This is a genomic window from Pseudomonas sp. ACN5, assembly GCF_002303975.1.
GTDB classification, from domain to species: Bacteria; Pseudomonadota; Gammaproteobacteria; order Pseudomonadales; family Pseudomonadaceae; genus Aquipseudomonas; species Aquipseudomonas laurylsulfatiphila.
On sequence record NZ_MRCP01000003.1, the window covers coordinates 158,359 to 179,214 of the forward strand.

Consider the following 20,856-nt stretch of genomic DNA (forward strand, 5'->3'; position numbering starts at 1 on the left):
AGGTTGTCTGCGCTGGCTTGGCAGGCGTTCAAGGTGTTGCGGGGGAGAAGGGGTGACTACGGCTTGGAATGTTCAACCATACGAGAAGCTGTGACCAAAGCTGTGACCAAATCGCCTTGAATTACCCATAAACGAAAAAGGCCCACCTTCCGGTGAGCCTAAGTCGTTGTTTTGTATGGTGCCGGCACCAGGAATCGAACCCGGGACCTACTGATTACAAGTCAGTTGCTCTACCATCTGAGCTATACCGGCGTGTCAGGGCGACGATTATAGCGATTGGATAGGTTCTGTAAACCCCTGAATTCTGACTATTTTTGCGCGGACTTCGGGTCAGGCGCGCAGCAGGGTTTTCTTGAGTTTCTGAATGGCTTTCCAGGTTCGACTGTTTTGCATTGCGCGCAGCTGTGCTTCGGCCTGTTCGGCGCGTTGCAGGGCGGCGGCGAGCTGGTGTTCGGCATCGCTGACGGGGTGGCTGAAGTTGTGGCCTTTGCAGAACTGGAACTCGTCCAGGTTGCACGGCGGGATGTCGAAGGCGGGTTTGAGGTTCAGGTGTTCTTCGGCGAGGTAGTAGGTGTTGATGCCGTCGAACAGGATGGAGTGGTAGCCAGCGTCGGTGACGAGGGTTTCCCAGGCCTGGTCGCGGGCCCAAGGGGTTTCGATGAGGATCACCCATGGCCGCCACTGGGTGAAGTCCATGCCGCGCAGGACGGTTTCTTCGTGGCCTTCGACATCGATTTTCAGGAAGTGGATCGCGCGGCCCCGGGCGTGTTCTTCGCAGATGGAGCTCAGGGTGCGGGACTTGATCGTCTGGGTGCGAACGTCCATGCCGGCGTCTTTGTGCATTTTCGCCATGGCTGGGTCGAGGGTCGAGAGGCCGGTGCCGGCGATGCCGTAGAAGGTCAGTTCTTCAGCACTTTCCCCGGCCGCGCATTGCAGGTTGGTGTCCTTGGGGCGTTGCTGGCACAGGGCTTCGTAGTAGTTGGGCATCGGTTCGACGTTGATGCCGGTCCAGCCGTTGTCGTAGAACGCCTTGGTGACCGAGTCATGGGTGGGGTCGTTTGCCCCGACGTCGATGTAGAAGCCGTTCTCGACGGTTTTGAGGGCGCGCCACAGGCGTATGTCTTCGAAATTCTGTGCGTAGGAAATGAACGTCACTGGCGCATCCTGTCGGAGGAATGATCTTGTTCGTGGCCGCACTGCCGGCGCCCTTGCGTGTGTGTATATCAAGAGTAATGAAAGGGTGCAATTTCCCCTGTCTGCGGTCCGGGATTAGGCGTTTATGTCGTTTTGGTTAAATGCTTATGCACAATGGCATTGGCGGCGCACTGGGTTTAGGCCGAATTTGTGGATCCGTTCTCATTTGTCCGCAAATGCCTGTTTTTTCGATTTTTTATGCGGGTGTACAAAAAATGAACAGTGTGGATTTAGCCCTGAAACAGGCGTAGATATTGGATCCACGATTATTTCATCAACAGAGTTATCCACAGGTCGGATGTGCTTAAGCGCGTTCGGCCAGGAGCAGGAAATTACGCGGTGTGAGCGGGGTTTTGCAGAAGGTGCCGACGCGGACGCTGTAGCCCTGCTCGGCGAGGAAAAGTGCCCGGTCAAGAACCAGCCAAAGCTCCAGTGGGCGTCGGAAAAGTCCGCGTAACAGTTCAAGGTTGCGCACTTCGGCCAGTCGCTGCCAACCGGCGGCTTCGAGGGCTGGCCAATTTTGCGGGCCGACTGTGGATAACTCTTTGAGTGCGGCCAGGTGATGGCAGTAATCGGCAAAGGGTTTGTCCAGCCAGGCGCTGGGCAGGGAAGGGGTTGGCAGATACTCGTCCATGCCGCGCAGTTGCCGCTGCAGCAAGTCGAAGCCCAGGCGCCGAGCCATGGAGGTGTCGCGTTGACGGCGCACGCGGGCGCCAGCGGTGACGGTTTCACTCATGGGCAGCGCGAGGTCGTCGAGGGAAAGCTGTAGGCCGGAGCCTTGGGCGGCCGAGGAAATCGGCGAGTATTGGGCAAGACTGATCCGGTTGTAGCAGCACGGCGCAATGGCGAGTTGTTTGCAGCCTGTGGCGCTGGCAAGTTGAATCAGCCGCACATGCAAATCACCGCAGGCGTGAAGCGCGACGGGCGTGTGGTGCGCACTCAGTAACGAAGCTGCGTTTGCCGCGAGCACATCCTGTTCAATGTGCAGCGCATGCAGGTCATGACGCTGGCTGAGTGCCTGGCCGCTGGCTACCAGTGCCGGGTCGTATTCCAGGCAAGTCAGTTGTTGCCCAGGTTGCAGCAGGCGGCGCCCCAAGTGTCCCTTGCCCGAGCACCAGTCCAGCCAATGCTTCGGTGTTTCGCAGAACTGCAATCGACTGGCGAAGGCTTCGATCTGCTGCCATTTGCGCCCCGGTACATCGACGTTCAGCCGATGGCCGGCCGCTTCGAGTGCGTGTGCAGGCAATTCATCCACAGCACTCAAGGCAACGGACATCGATGCCAAGGAAGCAAAGGGTTCCGGCGCATTCAGTAGGGCTGGTTGATTGTGGGCGTTTTCCGCATCTTCCAGCGACCGCTTGCGTAGCCATTCGGCCAGAGCTGGGTAGGACGCTTCCCAGGGAAGCTGCAGATGAGTGAACGGCCGAGGTTTCCACAGTGCCTGATGCTCTGTCAGAAAAGCATCCAGCGCGGTGAAGCGGGCGAGCAGGGCCTCGCCCGTCAACACGCCATCCTCAACGTCCTTGGCAGGCATCGACGCGCAACCAGCGCTCCAGCAGCTTGAAGCCGCGCACCAGCACGTAAGCCATCACCAGGTAGAACATGCCCGCGGCGAAGAAGATCTCCACCGGCAGGTAGGTCCGGGCAATGATGGTGCGGGCCATGCCGGTCAGTTCCAGCAGGGTCACGGTACTGGCCAGGGCGCTGGCCTTGAGCATCAGGATCACTTCGTTGCTGTAGGCCGGCAGGCCGATGCGCGCCGCGCGCGGCAGCATGATGAAGAACAGCGCTTTTGGCTTGGACATGCCCAGCGCCCGTGCCGCTTCAATCTCGCCCGGTGGTATCGCCTGGATGGCGCCGCGCAGGATTTCCGCAATGTAGGCCGCGGTGTGCAGGGTCATGGTCGCCGTGGCGCACCAGAACGGATCGCGCAGGTACGGCCACATCGAACTGTTACGGATCGCGTCGAACTGCGCCAGGCCGTAGTAGACCAGGAACAGTTGAACCAGCAACGGCGTGCCACGGAAGAAAAAGATGTAGCCGTAGGGAAATGCCCGTACCCACCACAGGCGCGACGAGCGGGCGATGCCCAGTGGAATGGCCAGCAGCAAACCGGCGATCACGGCGATGGCCACCAGTTCCAGGGTCAGGGTCGCGCCCTGGGCCAGTTTCGGCAGCCACTTGATGATGACTTCCCAGTTCATTGGGTGCTCCTCGCGAAGCCGCGAGCGGCACGTTTTTCCAGGAAGTGCATGCCGGTCATCGCCAGCACCGTCAGGCTCAGGTACATAAACGCGGCCACCATATAGAAGGTGAACGGCTGTTTGGAGACGGTCACGCCGATTTGCGCATGACGCATGATTTCTTCCAGGCCGATCACCGACACCAGCGCGGTGTCCTTCATCAGGATCATGAACAGGTTGCCAAGGCCCGGAAGGGCGATGCGCCACATCTGCGGCATGATCAGCCGGGTGAAGATGCGCCACTTCGACAGGCCCAGGGCCACGCCGGCTTCGCGATGGCCTTTGGGGATGGCGAGGATCGCACCGCGGAACACTTCCGTGGCGTAGGCGCCGAAGCACAGGCCCAGTGCAATCACGCCAGCGGCGAAGGCGTTGAGTTCAAGGTCGGGGTTGCCGAAGAACTCGCCCAGGGCACGCATCAGGTTGACCGTGCCGAAGTAGATCAATAGCACCCAGAGCAATTCCGGGATGCCGCGAACCAGGGTCGAGTAAGTGCCGCCAAGCCATTGCAGCGGCTTGTACGGGGAAGTCTTGGCCAAGGCGCCGAGCAGGCCGAGCACCAGCCCCAGGCACAGGGCCGAGAGTGCCAGTTTCACAGTCATCAGCGCGCCAGCGGCGAGCGCCGGGCCGAATCCGTAGAGGTCGATAATCATGGATTTCTTTTCAAATCGCGGCAGGCAAGGCCGAGAACCGGCGCCATCAGGCGCCGGTCAGGCAGGTCAGTATCAATAGATGCTGAACGGGAAGTACTTGTCGTTGATCTTCTTGTAGGTGCCGTCAGCGACGATTTCTTTGAGTGCGGTGTTCAGCTTCTCGCGGATCGGGTCCTTCTTGCGCACGGCAATACCGATCTTGTCGCTTTCTTCCACCGGGTCGCCCTTGAACTCGTAGGCACGGCCAGCGTCGCTTTTCAGCCATTCGTAGTTGACGTACTTGTCGGCCAGGATGCCGTCCAGGCGGCCGGAAGTCAGGTCGAGGTAGGCGTTTTCCTGGGTGTCGTAGAGCTTGATGGTGATGTCGTCACCATAGTTGTCTTCCAGGAAGGTGCCGGCCAGGGTCGCGCGCTGGGCGCCGATGATCTTGCCTTTGAGCGCCGCCTTGTCGGTTTTGAAGTCGATGTCTTTCTTGGCGATGAACTGCAGCTTGTTGGAGTAGTACGGGTCGGTGAAGTCCACCGCTTGCTTGCGCTCGTCGGTGATCGACATCGAGGAGATCAGGAAGTCGAACTTCTTGGCGTTGAGGGCCGGGATGATGCCGTCCCAGTCGGAGGTCACGACGGTGCACTCGACTTTCATCTTGGCGCACAGCGCGTCGCCGATCTCTTTGTCGAAGCCGACGACATTGCCACTGGCATCTTTGTTGTTGAACGGCGGGTAGGCCGCTTCGATGCCCATCTTCAGGGTTTCGGCCATGGCACCGGCGCTGAACGCCAGGGTGACGGCGGCAGCCAGGAAGACCTTTTTGTAGTTCTGCATGTGGATAGCTCCGTTAGCGGTTGCTGGACATGAATTGTTTGCAGCGCGCCGAAAGCGGGTTTTCGAACACCTGCTGTGGCGATCCTTGCTCTTCTACCAGGCCCTGGTGGAGGAACACCACTTCGCTGGAGACCTGACGGGCGAAGCCCATTTCGTGGGTCACGAGCAGCATGGTGCGGCCTTCTTCGGCCAGCGCGCGGATGACATTAAGTACTTCCTGGACCATTTCCGGGTCAAGCGCGGAGGTGGGCTCGTCGAACAGGATGACCTTGGGCTGCATGGCCAGGGTGCGGGCGATGGCCGCGCGTTGTTGCTGGCCGCCGGACAATTGCGCCGGGTAGGCGTGGCGCTTGTCGGCGATGCCGACCTTGGCCAGCAGGGCTTCGGCGACTTCGATGGCTTCGGCCTTGCTCTGGCCGAGCACGCGGCGCGGGGCTTCGATGATGTTGTCGAGCACGCTCATGTGCGGCCACAGGTTAAAGTTTTGAAATACAAAACCGATTTCGCTGCGCAGGCGATTGATCTGCTTGCCGTCGGCGGCCACCAGCTCGCCGTTCTTCGCAGCCTTGAGCTTGAGTTCTTCGCCGGCCACCAGGATCTGGCCCTGGTGCGGGTTTTCCAGCAGGTTGATGCAGCGCAGGAACGTGGATTTGCCGGAGCCGGAGGAACCCAGGATCGAGATCACATCGCCGTCGCGGGCGGTCAGCGAGATGCCTTTGAGCACCTCCAGCGAACCGTAGCGTTTGTGCAAGTTGCGGATTTCAAGCGCGGGCGTGGCCTCAGCCATGTGCGTTCCTCATATATGTTGCGCTCCTGCTCTTGGCGGCCTTCCTGGCGAGGCGGCCAACCTAGCATAGCGTTTCAATGGCAGCCAACAGCGCTACGGACGGTAAACGGCTGGTACGTGGCAGGTTGTCGCATCGGCGCAGCAGACTGTCGCCCCATCAACAACCGAACAGCCGTTTGAACCTTGCTGTCGATAAAAAGCGCGGTGGCTGCCGCAAAAAAAGGCGCGATGTTGCCAGCTTTGACAGGGTGTTGGAAGCGCTATCCGGCCAAATGCACCGCTTGTGCACTTTTAATGTGCGCGCAGCCATTTTCAGGTGTGTTTCCGGTGCGCTGATTCACCACACAAAGTGGGTCGCAGGGTAACGCTCTGGCAAAGTGCCATTAAATTCAATGGGTTGCGATGACTGTCCGGTCGAGGCGAGGCCGCCGGGTTAGAGGGTTTTGAAATATTTTGGCGCAATTATTGCGTGCAGAATCCAGAACGCCCTGTTGGCTTCTTTTTACGAGAAGGTCCGCCGAACGGGATGCACGCATTCGCTTCTCCTTACAAAGGTAGTTTTAATGAGCAGTACCCAAAGCTCTAATGGCCTCGAACAGGGGCTCAAACCGCGCCATGTGACCATGCTGTCGATTGCCGGGGTTATCGGCGCCGGCTTGTTCGTCGGCTCGGGTCACGCCATCGCCGCTGCAGGTCCGGCTGTTCTGTTGGCTTACGCCGCCGCCGGCATGTTGGTGGTGCTGGTGATGCGCATGCTCGGCGAAATGGCCGTTGCCTCGCCGGACACCGGTTCGTTTTCGACTTACGCCGACCGCGCGATCGGTCACTGGGCCGGCTTCACTATCGGCTGGTTGTACTGGTGGTTCTGGGTTCTGGTGATCCCGTTGGAAGCCAACGCTGCCGCGACCATCCTGCATGCCTGGTTCCCTGGCGTGGATATCTGGGCCTTCGCCCTGGTCATCACGATGCTGTTGACCGTGACCAACCTGTTCAGCGTGAAGAATTATGGTGAGTTCGAATTCTGGTTCGCCCTGATCAAAGTCCTGGCGATCATCGGTTTCATCATTCTCGGCGTAGCGGCGATCTTCGGCTTCCTGCCGAACAGCCAGGTCAGCGGCGTTTCGCATCTGTTCGACACCCAGGGCTTCCTGCCAAACGGCATGGGCGCAGTACTGGGCGCGATCCTGACCACCATGTTCTCCTTCATGGGCACCGAGATCGTGACCATCGCGGCCGCGGAATCGAAGAACCCTGGCAAGCAAATCTCCAAGGCCACCAACTCGGTGATCTGGCGGATCGGCTTGTTCTACCTCGTGTCGATCTTCATCGTTGTGGCCCTGGTGCCTTGGAACGACCCGGTACTGGCAAGCCTGGGCTCCTACCAGACCGTGCTTGAGCGCATGGGCATCCCGAATGCCAAGATGATCGTCGACATCGTGGTACTGGTTGCTGTGACCAGCTGCCTGAACTCGGCGCTCTACACCTCGTCGCGGATGCTGTTCTCCCTGGGCAAGCGCGGTGATGCACCGGCCATGTCCACGCGCACCAACAAAAGTGGCACACCTTACTGGGCGGTGATGTTGTCCACCGGCGCTGCGTTCCTGGCAACATTCGCCAACTACGTGGCCCCGGCTGCCGTGTTCGAATTCCTGCTGGCAAGCTCCGGCGCCATCGCATTGCTGGTGTACCTGGTGATCGCGATTTCGCAACTGCGCATGCGCAAGCAGCGTATGGCTCGTGGTGAGAAAATCGTCTTCAGCATGTGGCTTTTCCCGGGCCTGACCTACGCGGTGATCGTCTTCATCGTTGCGGCCCTGACCATCATGCTGTTCCAGGATGCCCATCGTGTGGAAATCCTCGCGACCGGCTTGCTCAGTGCCCTGGTAGTAGCAGCCGGCTTGCTGGTGGCTCGCCGTCGCAAACTGGAAAAGCGTGGCGCGGTGGTGCTGAACTGATCCATATCGCGTAATGCAAAACGGCCGCTGTCAGTGATGACGAGCGGCCGTTTTTGTTTCTATCGATTGTTCATTCGATGTGAACCCAATCTTCTACACGTAACCCCGGAACGCGCTCAAACTCCCGCAGATTGTTGGTGACCACGATAAACCCGCATGAGCGTGCGTGCCCGGCAATCATTTGGTCGTACGGGCCGATGGGAGTGCCGGCCTTTGCCAGTTCGGATCGAATCATTGCGGTGTGCGCTGCTGCTTCGTTGTCGAAGGGCAGGACTTCAAGTCGGGCAGCGAAGCCCTCGATGACCGCCAGGTTTTTTTCGGGTGCTGCTGACTTTTCCGCTCCGTAGATCAGTTCCATCAGCGTTATCGCACTGATGCACAGTTGGCCGTGATGACGGTTGAACGCCTCCCGTACCGCCTGTGGTTTGTTCTTGATGGTGAAGATGCAGATGTTGGTATCGAGCATGTACTTGATCATCAGAACGACTCACGCTCCTGTTCGGCGGGTTGCTCGCGATCGGTCATGAAGTCTGCGGTGACGCTTTCGCCATCGAACCAACTGTCCCAGGTTTCACCTGCGGGCGTGATGATGCGGGCTCTGCCTACGGCGACCACGTCGACCCGTTTCACGTCGCTTGGCATGGCCACGGCTTTTGACAGGCGAACGGCCTGGCTTCGATTGCTCATGAAAAGGGTTGTCTGTTCCATTTGGACCTCCTGCGCCTTTGCTGGCGCTTTGAGTCCAAAGGATAGGTTTTGTGTTGGATATGTCAATGGGATATACGTGGTGCCTGACGGAAGGAAAGCGCCCAATTCGGAGCAAAAAAACGGCCGCTGTCAGTGATGACAAGCGGCCGTTTTTGTTTGCGCCGTAACCTTTACTCGGCTTTTTCTGCCGGCATTTCCTGCGACTCGCGGTAGGCGTCCAGCGCAGTGCCGAAGTCAGTAATGAACTGTGGTTCGCTCAGCCATGCCTGGGCGGCGTCGCGGTCCATGCCGTCGGCCCACATGCGGTAGTCGATCAGCATGTCGGCGGCCAGGTGGGTGGCGGCCATGCCTTCGTCGTCGGCGTTTTCCATGTCCAGCAGTTCTGGGTGGTCGACGATGATAAAGGCGAGGTTCGTCAGCAGGACCGAGAGCATTTCGCTGCGGCTGACGGCTTCGGCGTCGCGCATTTTGCTGAACATCGCCAGGGTGTATTCCGGGATCGGTTCGGCGAGGTGGCCGAGTTCATCATCGTCCAGTGCAGCGGGTTTCCTGCCGTGGATATTGATCTGCTTGGCTTTGGCTTTTGCACGCTTGGCGCGTTTCTGTTGCTTGTTCAGGGAGGCCATGGGAACTCAGTTCGGTTTCTGTTGGGTTTGCGCGGCAATGGCGTCGGACGCCGCCACATAGTCGGCCTGGAAGGCCGGAGATTCGATCCACGCCAGGGCGCCGGCTTCGTCTGTTTCGGCCGACCATTGGCGATACTCGATCAGCGCGGCGAGGATGAAGTCCATCGCGCCTTCTTCGCCTTCCTGCTCGTACACCAGCTCCAGCAACGGGTCTTCGAGGAAGGCTGTGCACATGGCTTGCTGGCTGATCTTTTCGGCGTCGATCATTTTCTTGAACAGTTCGGTCAGGTCCACCGATTCGAAATCGATGCGATCGTCGTTCGGGTCCAGTTCGACCGGCGCGGCGGCCCGCTGGGTGCGGTTCTGCTTGGCCTTGGCCTTGGCGCGGGAGGCGCGTTTGTGCTGCTTGTTGGCGGAGGCCATGGGCGTCGTTCCGTATTCGTTGAAAGGGCAATTGACTTAGCTGTGCGGTACTCGCCGCCCGGGGGTATCGGGGGCCAGTTCGCCGTTTTGCAGCCAGGCCAATGCAATGGGCCATAGTGTGGCTTGGTATGGGCTGCGAAAAAAGGCGAAATGTCCGACTTCTTCTTCGCCGATGTCTTCGGGATGGATACGCAGGTGAGCGTTTGTACTGCCGGTGAAGTAGCTGAGCAGGCGTTCGATGGCCGGGACCGTGCCGTAAGGATCATCACTGATGCTGATGGCCAGGGTTTGTGCGGTGACGTCGGCAAAGGGCAGTTGCCCGCTTGTTGTGCTGATCGCGCGGCCGCTGGAGCGTTTTTCGTAACGGGCAGTGGACAGGCTCCAGTCACGGACCACGCCGGCGGGTGTGTCCTCCAGCCATCCGAGGCGCTTGCCCGGAAAGTAGCCGTAGATCATCGTCACCAGTGGCATCAGCACATGCCACTTGGCAAACATCCGCCAGCGAAGGGCGGGTGCATAGTCGCGCCAGTAGGCGAATTGCGCTCCGACCGTCACCAGACGCCGGATCAGGTGCCCGGACGCCCCCAGGCCCGCTGCGCAGCCGCCAAAGCTGTGGCCGACCACATCGATAGGCTGCCCGGGGAACTCACGCTGTGCGCGCTTGAGCATCGCCTCGAAATCCAGCGCTCCCCAATCGGTCCATGAGGCCTTGAGACCTTTGAGCGATGCCGGCCGCGACTCGCCGATGCCGCGGTAGTCATAGGTGATGACGTCGAAGCCGTGATCGAACAGATAGTCGGCGAAGCGCGAGTAATGACGACAACGGACCGAGGTGGCGGCGTTGATGATGACGACCGGACGAGCGGCATCCCGGGACGGGTGTCGCCAGGTGAAACCACCGAGGACAAAGCCGTCTGCAGCGGTTTCCTTGAACGGTTCGCCGGACGCAACGCGTTGCAACGGCAACTCGATTTGAGTTGGGACGAGTGAAGGCGTTTCCTGCAAACTCATCGGCGTCGGACCTTTGCGGGTAGCTGCCAACGATAGTCTTGATGCCGTTGATGAACAATCCATTGGCCTCAACGCAGTGATTGATCGGGCAATCGTTCTTCAAGGGCCGCCCGTTCCCGATCCAGTTCGTTACGGAGTTCCTCTTCGCTCGGCAGGACGAGCTTGTACTTGCTGGCGAGCAGTTGTTCGCTTCCTTCCCGCATTGAGTAGCGCACCACGGATTCATCTTTTTGCGCACGGAGAATGATGCCGACGGTAGGGCTGTCTTGCGCGCTGTGTTTCAGGTCGTCGTACATGCGCAGGTACATGTCCATCTGCCCCACATCCTGATGGGTCAGTTCACCGCGCTTGATATCGAAGATGACGAAGCATTTGAGCAAGTAGTTGTAGAACACCAGATCGATGTAGAAGTCTTTGCTGTCGGTACTGATGCGTTGCTGGCGGGCAATGAACGCGAAACCCCTGCCCAGCTCCAGCAAGAAGCCTTGCAGCTGTTCGATCAACGCCTGTTCGATCCCGCTTTCCTGAAGCTTGCCGGCATTGGGCAAGCCCAGAAACTCCATTACCACCGGGTCACGGATGAAGTCCCGAGGGCTGGCCTTCATGTTTTGAATGTTGGTGGCGGCCTCCTGCTTGACACTGCCGCGATCTCGGCTCGCCAGCAGGCGTTCGTAGTACAGCGTATTGATCTGGCGTTCCAGGGCGCGGCTTGACCAGTTTTGGGTGGCTGATTCGTTCATGTACCAGAGACGGGCGCTGTCGTTGTCGACCCGAAGCAGGTGGCGGTAGTGGCTCCAGCTCAATTCGAGACGCAGTGCGTCACGAATTGGAAACGCCTGATAAAACTGGCGCATTTTTCGCAGATTGGTTTCGTCAAAGCCTTTCCCGAATTCTGCAGTAAGCCTGTTTGCCAGGGTCGAGAGTAATTCTTTGCCATACCTCACCCGCCGAGCGCCTTCCTGCTCGAACTCGACGATATGTCGACCAATCTGCCAACAGGTTTGCACCTGAACGGTATCGACCGCCCGAAGCACCTTCTGACGTGCCTGATGGATCGATTTGCCAAGGTTCCCAAGCAGTGAAGCCAGATAGGGGTCGTGAGTGTCGTTGGGTGTGAGGGCCGTCATGAGGTCTTCCGCAGCAGATTGGATAGCGAAAGAGAATGACCAGTGAGCACCCTTCGAAGCTGCCGGGAGTGACTGAAAAACAGGCAGGAAATGCCAGGTTCGCTGGCAGGACGCGTCGGAGGGCAGGCGAGGGCTGAGGAGCAAATGGCGTAGTACGTTTCGTACTCAGGCCAAATCAATCTAAAACCCCGCCCTGCGACTGGAAATCCAAAGAATGTAACGATTGGGTTCTGCAGAACCCGGGAGTCGTCATCATGAAGTACCTCCATTCACTCCTGTTGCCACTCACCGCCGTCGGCGTGCTGATGTTTCCATCGATGTCGCCCGCCGCCAGCCTTGATCCAATCGAAAGCACTGGCGTACAGGTGCAGCGCCAGGAGCAAAACGGCATCGCCTACCTGTCCGGCGGTATCGGCGAGGATGAGTCCAGGGCCATCCAGCAGACCACCGGCTATAACCTGCACATGACGTTCTCTGTCGGGGCGAAAAATGAATACATTCCTGACGTGAGCGTGGTCATTCAGAAAGCCCCGGGGCAAACCGTGCTGACACTCAATAACGCCGGTCCGTTGGTTTACGTGAAGCTGCCTGCCGGTAAATACACGGTCATTGCGACGCGCAACGGCGAAACCCGGCAGGACGTTGCCGATGTTGGCGGTGGTGTAGCCCGTAACCTGGTTTTCCACTGGAATGATGCGAGTTAGCGAGACGCTCTAGGCCCTGAGTCCTGCGACTCAGGGTTTATCGTTATTAACGCCCGCGTACGCTTGGATGAGTGCAACGCGTAAAGGGTTGGTTTCTACGCTCAGCAGCTTGATGGCCAAGGCGCAGCAGACCACGATCAACATGGGTTTGATCAACCGTGGTCCGACCCGGACGGCGGCCCGTGCACCCAATTGAGCGCCGATGAAGGCCGCCAAAGCCATGGCTATGGCTAACGGCCAGATAATCACACCTTTGGTGATAAAGACCGACAGAGAGCCGAGGTTGCAAGAGGCGTTGGCAAGCTTGGTAAAACTCATGGCCCGCATCATGCCCAGGCCGCAGAGCAGTACAAATCCGACAATGAAGAAAGAGCCCACGCCGGGGCCAAATACACCATCGTAAAAACCCAGGATAGGTGCCACGGTAAACGAAAACAGCAGTACACCAATTCTCTTGCGTCGATCTTCATTGGCCAGCTTTGGAGATAGCGCAAAATAGATGGCTACCAGAATCAGCATGATAGGCACGCAAACTTCCAGGTAGTGCTTATCAATAGAGCTGACCAGCAAGGCACCACTAGCGCCACCAATAAATCCGCAAATAACCAGGAAACGGCCTTCGCGCCACTCGATCAATCCTTTGCGAGCAAAGGTCACCGTTGCCGAAACAGTTGCCGAAGCGGCCTGGAACTTGTTCGTTGCAATTGCACTGATCGGATCTACACCTGCCAGAAACAATGCAGGCAAGGTGATCAAACCACCCCCACCGGCAATCGCATCAAAAAAGCCGGCGCAAAAAGCGACGAGCGCCAACATGCCAATTACATCCAAGGACATTGCATTCTCTCTTTATGGTTATTGGCCAGTAATCACATGACTGGTCGTTCAACAGCCTGATCACATAAGGAATCAGCCCTGCAGCACTAACGGGTCTTCTGAAACAACGATGGGGGTAGAAAATTTTGAAAGTCCGAAAATACGAACCAAGACCCGTCTGTTGTCTTTGATGACATCGCGACAGTGCAGAGCCCGGATGTTATTGATAACCATGGCTGATTCCTGGGTCAGCGTGCATTCGATCGGAGTTGCTTCATCCACACCTTGGCAAAGGGCGGTGTAAGCCGTTTTCACAAAGGTCGAGGCGTTGTCATTGACCGAAAAGCGATACGAGTTGAAGCGGGCTGCGAACCCTACCTTATCGTCGAACTCCAGAATCGAAACGTTGCGGCCATCCTCCCCTTTGCCACTGACAAAGGAGTCACTACGAGTGAACTGGAAGTTGCCCGTGGTCAGTGCGAGGCAGTTGGTGATGCCGATTTTTTCGAGTATGGGGGGTAGTGCAATGACTCGCGTAGGTTCCAGGCTCGGGTTCCACAAGGCGGAAAGTATGAGCGACGACGGAGAGGGCGAGTGCCCGTCTTTCGCGGTCACGGCGCACCAGTAAGGCGCCTCTGTATGCGGTCCAAGCGCGAGGCCGGAATGGGAACTCAGTTCCTTGATGTCCGGCTCGGCTGGGATCTTGGTCAGTCCGCCGCCCTTGAAGTTGGCCACCAGTCGAATCAGTTTTCCTTCATTGTCCATGTCATAGGCAAAGGCACTGTTATCCACCAGTTTCAACAAGATCTGATTGCGGGCGGCCAGGCAAAGTACGTCGTAACGATTTTCCAGGGATGCCAGATCTGGCAGTTCATTTGGAGGGCTGATTTCGGTGATTTTTTGCAGCCCTTCAAAAATCAACACGGAGATAAGGCCATCGGAATAGGCGCCCAACAGTTCACATTGGTTTTTCGAAAACGAGAGCTTTAATTCGGTCGCTGCCAGAAACGCTTTGGACTTGGCTCCTGGTGCCTGCGGCCTGCCGATGGCGGCCAGTTTTTTGGTGAACGTGTGAAGCAGTGTTGACTGGTGAATATCAAAGCTGAAAGTTCTGATTTCTTGTTCAGTAAAAAACCCAGTGGTTTCGACGTCTGGTTTGATGGCGTCAGTCATTGTCTACATCCTGTTGTGTATCCGCTCCCGGTTATGCGGCAGCTCCTCCTTCGATTCTGCACAAACTGAAGATCAGCGTATGTCATCCGCTTCCGGTAAAGCATACGGAGCGTTCTTACAGACCAAAGACTGCCAGGAAGGGCTGATCTCCAATGCCTGAAGCTTTTCGGGGCTTGGCCCCGGCAACCGTTGCGGATGCTGGCAGGTGTGGTGATAGGGGGGGGAATTGTCGCTTTGATGGTGACCGGACCAGTGCCTAATCAAATCGCAGGCATAAAAAAACCCTGAATCTTGCGATTCAGGGTTTTCGGTATTTGGTGCCCAGAGACGGAATCGAACCGCCGACACGGGGATTTTCAATCCCCTGCTCTACCGACTGAGCTATCTGGGCAACGGGGCGCATTAAACGGGTTTTTCAGGGGGTCGTCAAGCAAGTTTTCAAAAAAATTTTAATTATTACCGTCGCTTACGTTCCGACCCCCGATAAATCGGGGTTATTCCGACGGCGGCACGTAGCCTTCGGCCTTGGCGTAATCCTCGCCGGAGAAGTACTTGTCCATTTCGCCCTGAAGATATTTGCGATCTTCGGCGTTCATCATGTTCAGGCGTTTTTCGTTGATCAGCAGGGTCTGGTGTTTTTGCCAGTCGGCCCAGGCCTTGGCCGAGACGTGGTCAAAAATGTCCTGGCCTTTGGCGCCCGGGAAGGGAGCGCGCTCCAGGCCTGGCAATTCTTCTTTGTACTTGCGGCACATGATGGTGCGGGTCATGACGACTCTCCTGCGTTCAATACGGCGGCCGCGCGTTCGAGCAAGGTTTTGACCGGGGCGGCAAGGCCCAGGCGCGGCGGGGTGGCGAGGTTATACCAGAGCCAGTCGGCCTCGGCCACGTGATGGCCGGTCTCCTGGACCTGAACCAGCCAGGGTTCGATGGATAACTGAAAATGGCTGAAGGTGTGCACCAGGCTCGGCAATGCCTGTTGGGTGCCCAGTTCCAGCGAGTGCTGCGCTGCCAGGTGTGACAGGTCGTCGAGGTCGTCGAGTTCCGGCAGGCTCCACAAGCCGCCCCAGAGGCCCGTAGAGGGGCGACGGTAAAGCAGGATGGCGCCTTCGGTGTTGGCCAGCATCGGCATCAGCGTGCGCTTCTGCGGGATGGCCTTGCGCGGCTTGGGGATCGGGTAACGGGTTTCCAGGCCGAGCATGTGCGCCTCGCAGCCTTTTTCCAGCGGGCACAGCAGGCAGCTCGGTTTGCTGCGGGTGCAGAGCGTGGCACCGAGGTCCATCATCGCCTGGGTGTAGGCGTTGACCCGGTCGTGAGGCGTAAAGCGCTCAGCGTTGGCCCAGAGCTGTCTGGCGACCTTCGGCTCGCCCGGGTAGCCCTCTTGCGCGGTAAAGCGCGCCAGGACGCGTTTGACGTTGCCGTCGAGGATCGGCGCGCGCAGGCCCATGCTGATGCTGGCAATGGCGCCAGCGGTGGACAGGCCGATCCCCGGCAGATCGGTGAGTTTTTCCACGTCTCGGGGAAATTCGCCGCCGTACTGCTCGACGACGATTTTCGCGGTCTTCTGCAAATTGCGCGCGCGGGTGTAGTAACCCAGGCCGGTCCACAGGTGCAGCACTTCGTCTTCCGGTGCCGCCGCCAGGGCTTCGACCGTTGGCAGCGAGGCCATGAAGCGGTCGAAGTAGTTCAGCACGGTGCTGACCTGGGTCTGCTGCAGCATGATTTCCGAGACCCAAACCCGATACGGGTTGATGTCCTGCTGCCAGGGCAAATCGTGACGGCCGTGGCGGTCGAACCAGTCCAGCACCGCCGTTGAAAACTGCTCGGCTCTCATCGCTTGAACAGGTCCTTGAGCGCGTCTTTCAGTTTCGGGTCGACTTTGTCGCCCCATTTTTCGTCGATTTTGTCGCTGATCCTGTCGCCAGCCAACTTGGTCGCGACCTGGCTCATGCGGTCGTTATCCAAACGGCAAGCCTTGGCGCCCAGCTCCAGCGGGCCGCGGCAGCGCAGTGGCCACTCGATGCCGACAAACTTGTCGCCGACCTGACAGGCCGGGTCCGGCATGGCGCTGGTATCGCCTTCGACGATGATGCCGACGCGGTAGTCCATGCCCAGCACGCGCAGATCGATGTCGCCGTCACCCTTGACGGTCATGCCCGGGATGCGCACTTTCAGGTCCGGGTTGCTGGCTACGCCGTTACGCAAGGTCAGGTTGCCCTTGAGCTCCTGGAACGGAGTGTCCTTGCCGCGCGGCTCGCCGCTGAGGGTTTTGCGGTTGAGCGTAGCGATGCCTTTGCACAGCTGTTGCTCAAGGTTGGCGTTGAGCAGCACGCCATTGTTGATGACGAAGCTGGCGTTGCCGTTGAGGGTATCGATCAACGCCTTCTGGCTGTTGCCGTTGCCGGTCAGGTTGCTGTTGAGCGTGACCAGGCCCTTGACCGGTGGATTCTTGCCCTGGCTTTCGAGGATTTTTTCCGCCGGTACCCGGCTGATCTTCGTCTGCAGATTCAGTGCCGGCACTGGCTGGCGCACATCGAGCGTGCCGGTGGTTTCGAAGTTGCCCTCGTACAGGTCGCCACGCAGGTTGGCCAGCGTCAGCAGGCCGCCCTGGCCGGTGGCCTTGAGCGCAGCGTTATGGATCGGCAGTTTTTGCAGGGTCAACTGGCCGAAGGTCAGGTCGGCGTCCACATCGAGCTTGCTCAAGCGTTCCACTGGCAGCAGGCGCTCGCTGCTCCACGCGTCCTTGGTCGGCGCGGGTGGCAACGGCGTGCTGCCGGCGCCGGCCATGGCATCGGCTTCGGTGCTGGCGACTTCGGCCTGACGCACTTGTGTCGCGCTATTGGCCTCGGCGGATTTCGGCGGCAGGTAACGGTCGACGTTGAAGGTGTCGGCCTTGAGCACGGCGCGCAGCGATTGCCTGGCGAAGTCTTCTACGGCGATGCGGCCGCTGAAGGTGCTGTCGTCGACTTTCAGGTTGAGGTCGTCGAGCGCCAGGCTGGTCGGTGTCGCGGCCAACCGGCTGACCAGCTCGACCTTGCTCAGGCTGCCTTCGGCCATGGCCGGGAGTTTCTGGCCGATGCTGTCGACGAATTTCGCCAGGTCGAACTGGGCAATCGAGATGCCGCCGCTGACCTGTGGGGTCTTGTCCAGATCGTTGACCTTCAGTTCACCCAGTGCCCGCAACTGGTTGGCAGAGACCTTGATGCCGGTCCACTCGGCAACGTTGGCGGCCCTGTCCAGCACCAACTGGCCCTGGGCGGAGAACGTCACGGCCTTGCCTTGCAAGGGGTCGCCGGTCACTTCCCCCGTCAGCTTCATATCCTCGAACTGATAGCGCTGCAGTGCACGTGCGATGCGCAACTCACCGTTGAGTTCGGTACGCACCCGCAGTGCAGGCTGGTTGGCTGACAGGAAAGCCGTGAGCTTGAGCGGAATGTTGACGGAGTCATGGACCGCGCCGGTGCTCAACTGAATGCTTTCGGCGCTGAAGCTCTTGCCGGTTCTTTCGTCGGTGTATTCGACCCGTGCGTTGTTCACGGTCAGGCTGTCGATGTCCAGGCGGATCGGCTGGGACGGTTTTTCCGCCGCGGCGCCGGTTTCGGGCGCAGGTTCGGGAGTGGCTGGCGGGGTGCCGGTCGCGTCGGTGCCGGCCGTTGCAGGCAGCTTGCCGATGTCCTCCCAGTTGCCATGACCCTGCTTGTCGCGGCTCAGGCGCAGGTTCAGGCCTTCGACGCGCACGTCGCTCATCTGCACTTCACGGCGCAGCAGCGGCAGTACGCGCACCGACAGGCCGAGCATCTGCAAGTCGGCGTACGGTTCAGTCGGTTTGACCATGGTCGCGACACTGGCGTCGTGCAACTCCAGGCCCAGCCACGGGAACAGGCTCCAGCCGATATCGCCATTGAGCGTCAGCTCGATGTGGGCTTTGTCGCGGGCAATCTGGCGAATCTCGTCTTTGTAGTCGTTGGGATCGAAGAGGTGGGTCAGGGCAAAGCCCAGCGCCACAATGATCAGCAACAGCCCGAGAAGTACCAGACCCAGGATTTTGCCGAACGCTTTCATGGGCGAGTCCTTGTAATTAGTCGAATTCAAAATTTAGCCGAGGAGTATAGCGCCCCCGAACAGACGACCGGTCAGTGATCACGCCGGCAATACATCCAGCGGCAGTTTCAGCTTGGCGGCCAGCGCCTGCGCCTCCAGATGCCCGGCAGGCGCCAGCAGGCGCAGGGGCATGCCCGATTGCGCGGCCATTTTCTGGGCTTCGGCCACCAGTCGCTCGGCAACACCACGGCGACGGGTAATTTTTCGCACACATATTTGGGACAAGTGCCAGGCGTCTTGGTGCCTTTGCAGGCGGGCGGCGCCCAGCAGGCGATCATTGAAGCGTCCGGCGATCAGTGTGCCGTCGCGCAAACAGTCCTCGATCAACTGCGCTTCGCCGGAAAACGGGGCGAACAACCAGTCTGGAGCGTCGCGGTAGATCTTCTGCAGATCCTGCCGGTCCTGGGACGTGGCTTGGTTCAGCGGCTCGACAATGATCGGCATGGTGATTCCTGTGGGGTCATGAAGCGATGGAGGTCAGACGACGTACCAAAGGTGATGTCAGTTTGGTTTTTCTGTCACTGGCAGATGGTAACCTTTGCCCGTTCGTCCGTCCTTCTGCGACCTGTTGTCGCACAACAAGGCGCTCCACCAAAAAACGGTCATGTCTGCGTGCATAAAGGCCGGGAGTTAACTGTGGCTGGCGAACCCTACTGATAATTGGGGGATACACAATGACCACGAGCATCACGGCGGACGGCTTCGGCGCCGACCAGCCTGCGTTCCTGTCCAAGGAGCGGATCATCGCCAAGCCCGGTTTCAACCGTTGGCTGGTACCGCCGGCCGCGCTGGCCATCCACCTGTGCATCGGCATGGCCTACGGCTTTTCGGTGTTCTGGTTGCCGCTGTCAAAGGCGTTGGGCATCACGGCTCCAGTGGCCTGCGCGCCAGACATGAGTTTTATCGCACAAGTCTTTTCATCCCAGTGTGACTGGCCGATCTCGATGCTCGGCTGGATCTACACCCTGTTCTTCATCTTCCTGGGTTGCTCGGCCGCCATCTGGGGTGGCTGGCTGGAACATGCCGGGCCACGCAAGGCAGGGGTTGTATCGGCGCTGTGCTGGTGCGGCGGGCTGCTGATTTCGGCGCTGGGCGTGTATACCCACCAGATCTGGCTGATGTGGATCGGCTCCGGGGTCATTGGTGGTATCGGCCTGGGCCTGGGTTACATCTCGCCGGTCTCGACCCTGATCAAGTGGTTCCCGGACAAGCGCGGCATGGCCACCGGCATGGCGATCATGGGCTTCGGCGGTGGTGCGATGGTCGGCGCTCCGCTGGCGGCAGCGCTGATGGGGCATTTCGCTTCGCCAACCAGCGTCGGCGTGTGGCAGAGCTTCCTGGTCATGGCCGCGATCTACTTTGTGTTCATGATCGGTGGCGCGCTGTCCTACCGCGTCCCGCCAACCGGCTGGAAGCCTGAAGGCTGGACCGCCCCGGCGAAAAAAGCCTCCAACGCGATGATTACTCATCGTCATGTTCACGTGAATGTGGCCTGGAAGACGCCGCAGTTCCGTCTGGTGTGGCTGGTGCTGTGCCTGAACGTATCGGCCGGTATCGGTATCCTCGGCATGGCGTCGCCGCTGTTGCAGGAAGTGTTCGGTGGCAAGTTGCTGGGCAATGACCTGGCGTTCGGCCAACTCGACGCTTCGCAACTGGCTTCGATCGCCGCCATCGCGGCCGGTTTCACCGGTTTGCTGAGCCTGTTCAACATTGGCGGGCGTTTCTTCTGGGCTTCGTTCTCGGATTACCTGGGGCGCAAAAACACCTATTTCGTGTTCTTCGCCTTGGGCTTTGCCCTGTACGGACTGATTCCGAACCTCGGTCATCTGGGCAGCATCGCGCTGTTCGTGGCGGCGTTCTGCGTCATTCTGTCGATGTACGGCGGTGGTTTCGCGACGGTTCCGGCGTATCTGGCGGACCTGTTCGGTACGCAAATGGTCGGTGCGATTCACGGTCGTCTGCTGACGGCGTGGGCGGCCGCCGGCGTGCTCGGTCCAGTGCTGGTGAACTACCTGCGTGAGTATCAGCTGAGCATCGGCGTTGAGCGTGCAGCAGCGTACGACATCACGCTGTACATCCTCGCCGGCCTGCTGGTGCTGGGTTTCCTGTGCAACCTGCTGGTGCGCCCGGTGGCCGACAAGTACTTCATGACCGACGCCGAACTGGCCGCCGAACAGGCGCTGGGCCATGACAAAGGGGCTGACAGCAGCACCGTGCTGGAGTGGAAAGCCGCGCCGGGCACCAAACCGCTGGCGGTGGCGGCGTGGCTGGTGGTGGGTATTCCGTTGGCGTGGGGTGTGTGGGTGACCCTGCAAAAAACCGCGGTGTTGTTCCACTAACACCAAGGTAAGCCACAGCCCCTGTGGGAGCGGGCTTGCTCGCGAAGAGGGAGTATCAGTCGACATAATTGTGGGCTGATCCACCGCTTTCGCGAGCAAGCCCGCTCCCACATTTGTTCTGTGTTGCACCTGAATGGCTTGTACTGACATGTACACCGCTGGCACCCCCGGATTCAC

At 59.2% G+C, this 20,856-nt stretch carries 21 protein-coding genes and 2 tRNA genes; 3 read left to right on the top strand and 20 right to left on the bottom strand.

The features are described from left to right. Positions 1-176 precede the first annotated feature (176 nt). From BSF40_RS06845 to BSF40_RS06875, 7 genes are all read right to left on the bottom strand, one after another. Positions 177-252: transfer RNA gene (locus BSF40_RS06845), tRNA-Thr, on the bottom strand. Between the two features lie 78 nt (positions 253-330). Beyond that, the gene (locus BSF40_RS06850; protein ID WP_095964551.1) at positions 331-1,155 is read right to left on the bottom strand and encodes an FkbM family methyltransferase; all 825 of its coding nucleotides are present in this window, start codon (positions 1,153-1,155) and stop codon (positions 331-333) included. A gap of 343 nt (positions 1,156-1,498) precedes the next feature. Next, positions 1,499-2,728, bottom strand: coding sequence for a methyltransferase (locus tag BSF40_RS06855; RefSeq protein ID WP_095964552.1), 1,230 nt, complete (start codon positions 2,726-2,728; stop codon positions 1,499-1,501). Next, positions 2,709-3,398: an ABC transporter permease gene (locus BSF40_RS06860; protein WP_015093059.1), complete on the bottom strand. Its 690-nt coding sequence runs from the start codon at positions 3,396-3,398 to the stop codon at positions 2,709-2,711. The genes BSF40_RS06855 and BSF40_RS06860 overlap by 20 nt, the downstream gene beginning before the upstream one ends. Next, positions 3,395-4,090 (bottom strand): ABC transporter permease, encoded by a 696-nt coding sequence (locus tag BSF40_RS06865; protein WP_015093060.1) that lies wholly within the window; start codon positions 4,088-4,090, stop codon positions 3,395-3,397. The genes BSF40_RS06860 and BSF40_RS06865 overlap by 4 nt, the downstream gene beginning before the upstream one ends. A gap of 72 nt (positions 4,091-4,162) precedes the next feature. Next, positions 4,163-4,912: an ABC transporter substrate-binding protein gene (locus BSF40_RS06870; protein WP_095964553.1), complete on the bottom strand. Its 750-nt coding sequence runs from the start codon at positions 4,910-4,912 to the stop codon at positions 4,163-4,165. 13 nt (positions 4,913-4,925) lie between these two features. Continuing rightward, positions 4,926-5,699, bottom strand: coding sequence for an ABC transporter ATP-binding protein (locus BSF40_RS06875; protein ID WP_007972784.1), 774 nt, complete (start codon positions 5,697-5,699; stop codon positions 4,926-4,928). Positions 5,700-6,262: 563 nt separating this feature from the next. Between BSF40_RS06875 and gabP the strand changes: the two genes are divergently transcribed. After that, the gene (gene gabP / locus BSF40_RS06880; RefSeq protein WP_015093062.1) at positions 6,263-7,654 is read left to right on the top strand and encodes a GABA permease; all 1,392 of its coding nucleotides are present in this window, start codon (positions 6,263-6,265) and stop codon (positions 7,652-7,654) included. Between the two features lie 70 nt (positions 7,655-7,724). On the opposite strand, the gene vapC is transcribed toward gabP, so the two are convergent. The 6 genes from vapC to BSF40_RS06910 all read right to left on the bottom strand — a co-directional run bounded on the left by vapC (position 7,725) and on the right by BSF40_RS06910 (position 11,549). Then, the gene (vapC, locus tag BSF40_RS06885; RefSeq protein ID WP_095964554.1) at positions 7,725-8,132 is read right to left on the bottom strand and encodes a tRNA(fMet)-specific endonuclease VapC; all 408 of its coding nucleotides are present in this window, start codon (positions 8,130-8,132) and stop codon (positions 7,725-7,727) included. Continuing rightward, positions 8,132-8,362: a type II toxin-antitoxin system VapB family antitoxin gene (gene vapB / locus BSF40_RS06890; RefSeq protein WP_015093064.1), complete on the bottom strand. Its 231-nt coding sequence runs from the start codon at positions 8,360-8,362 to the stop codon at positions 8,132-8,134. Before vapB ends, vapC begins: the two co-directional genes overlap by 1 nt. Before the next feature lie 170 nt (positions 8,363-8,532). Beyond that, complete coding sequence (locus BSF40_RS06895) at positions 8,533-8,988, bottom strand: hypothetical protein (RefSeq protein ID WP_015093065.1); 456 nt, start codon at positions 8,986-8,988, stop codon at positions 8,533-8,535. 6 nt (positions 8,989-8,994) lie between these two features. Continuing rightward, positions 8,995-9,411 (bottom strand): hypothetical protein, encoded by a 417-nt coding sequence (locus BSF40_RS06900; protein WP_007972780.1) that lies wholly within the window; start codon positions 9,409-9,411, stop codon positions 8,995-8,997. Positions 9,412-9,447: 36 nt separating this feature from the next. Then, on the bottom strand, positions 9,448-10,422 hold the full coding sequence (locus BSF40_RS06905) for an alpha/beta fold hydrolase (protein WP_095964555.1): 975 nt from the start codon (positions 10,420-10,422) through the stop codon (positions 9,448-9,450). Positions 10,423-10,490: 68 nt separating this feature from the next. Then, on the bottom strand, positions 10,491-11,549 hold the full coding sequence (locus BSF40_RS06910; protein ID WP_095964556.1) for a YhcG family protein: 1,059 nt from the start codon (positions 11,547-11,549) through the stop codon (positions 10,491-10,493). 254 nt (positions 11,550-11,803) lie between these two features. On the opposite strand from BSF40_RS06910, the gene BSF40_RS06915 reads away from it, so the two are divergent. Continuing rightward, positions 11,804-12,253: a hypothetical protein gene (locus tag BSF40_RS06915; RefSeq protein ID WP_095964557.1), complete on the top strand. Its 450-nt coding sequence runs from the start codon at positions 11,804-11,806 to the stop codon at positions 12,251-12,253. A gap of 30 nt (positions 12,254-12,283) precedes the next feature. On the opposite strand, the gene BSF40_RS06920 is transcribed toward BSF40_RS06915, so the two are convergent. The 7 genes from BSF40_RS06920 to BSF40_RS06950 form a co-directional block, all read right to left on the bottom strand. Beyond that, positions 12,284-13,090, bottom strand: coding sequence for a TSUP family transporter (locus tag BSF40_RS06920; protein ID WP_095964558.1), 807 nt, complete (start codon positions 13,088-13,090; stop codon positions 12,284-12,286). A gap of 72 nt (positions 13,091-13,162) precedes the next feature. Next, positions 13,163-14,242, bottom strand: coding sequence for a hypothetical protein (locus BSF40_RS06925; RefSeq protein WP_095964559.1), 1,080 nt, complete (start codon positions 14,240-14,242; stop codon positions 13,163-13,165). 315 nt (positions 14,243-14,557) lie between these two features. Then, positions 14,558-14,633, bottom strand: a tRNA-Phe gene (locus BSF40_RS06930). Between the two features lie 103 nt (positions 14,634-14,736). Further along, a complete protein-coding gene (locus tag BSF40_RS06935) occupies positions 14,737-15,009 on the bottom strand; it encodes an oxidative damage protection protein (RefSeq protein WP_007972770.1) in 273 nt (90 codons plus the stop codon). Next, entirely contained in the window at positions 15,006-16,073 is a 1,068-nt protein-coding gene (gene mutY / locus BSF40_RS06940; protein WP_095964560.1) for an A/G-specific adenine glycosylase, read from the bottom strand. Before mutY ends, BSF40_RS06935 begins: the two co-directional genes overlap by 4 nt. Next, positions 16,070-18,301: an AsmA family protein gene (locus BSF40_RS06945; protein ID WP_095964561.1), complete on the bottom strand. Its 2,232-nt coding sequence runs from the start codon at positions 18,299-18,301 to the stop codon at positions 16,070-16,072. Before BSF40_RS06945 ends, mutY begins: the two co-directional genes overlap by 4 nt. Before the next feature lie 78 nt (positions 18,302-18,379). Further along, a complete protein-coding gene (locus BSF40_RS06950; RefSeq protein WP_095964562.1) occupies positions 18,380-18,784 on the bottom strand; it encodes an acetyl-CoA sensor PanZ family protein in 405 nt (134 codons plus the stop codon). A 230-nt stretch (positions 18,785-19,014) separates the two neighbouring features. Here BSF40_RS06950 and BSF40_RS06955 point away from each other — a divergent pair, with 230 nt between their 5' ends. Next, the gene (locus BSF40_RS06955) at positions 19,015-20,679 is read left to right on the top strand and encodes an OFA family MFS transporter (RefSeq protein ID WP_095964563.1); all 1,665 of its coding nucleotides are present in this window, start codon (positions 19,015-19,017) and stop codon (positions 20,677-20,679) included. Positions 20,680-20,856: the final 177 nt, after the last annotated feature.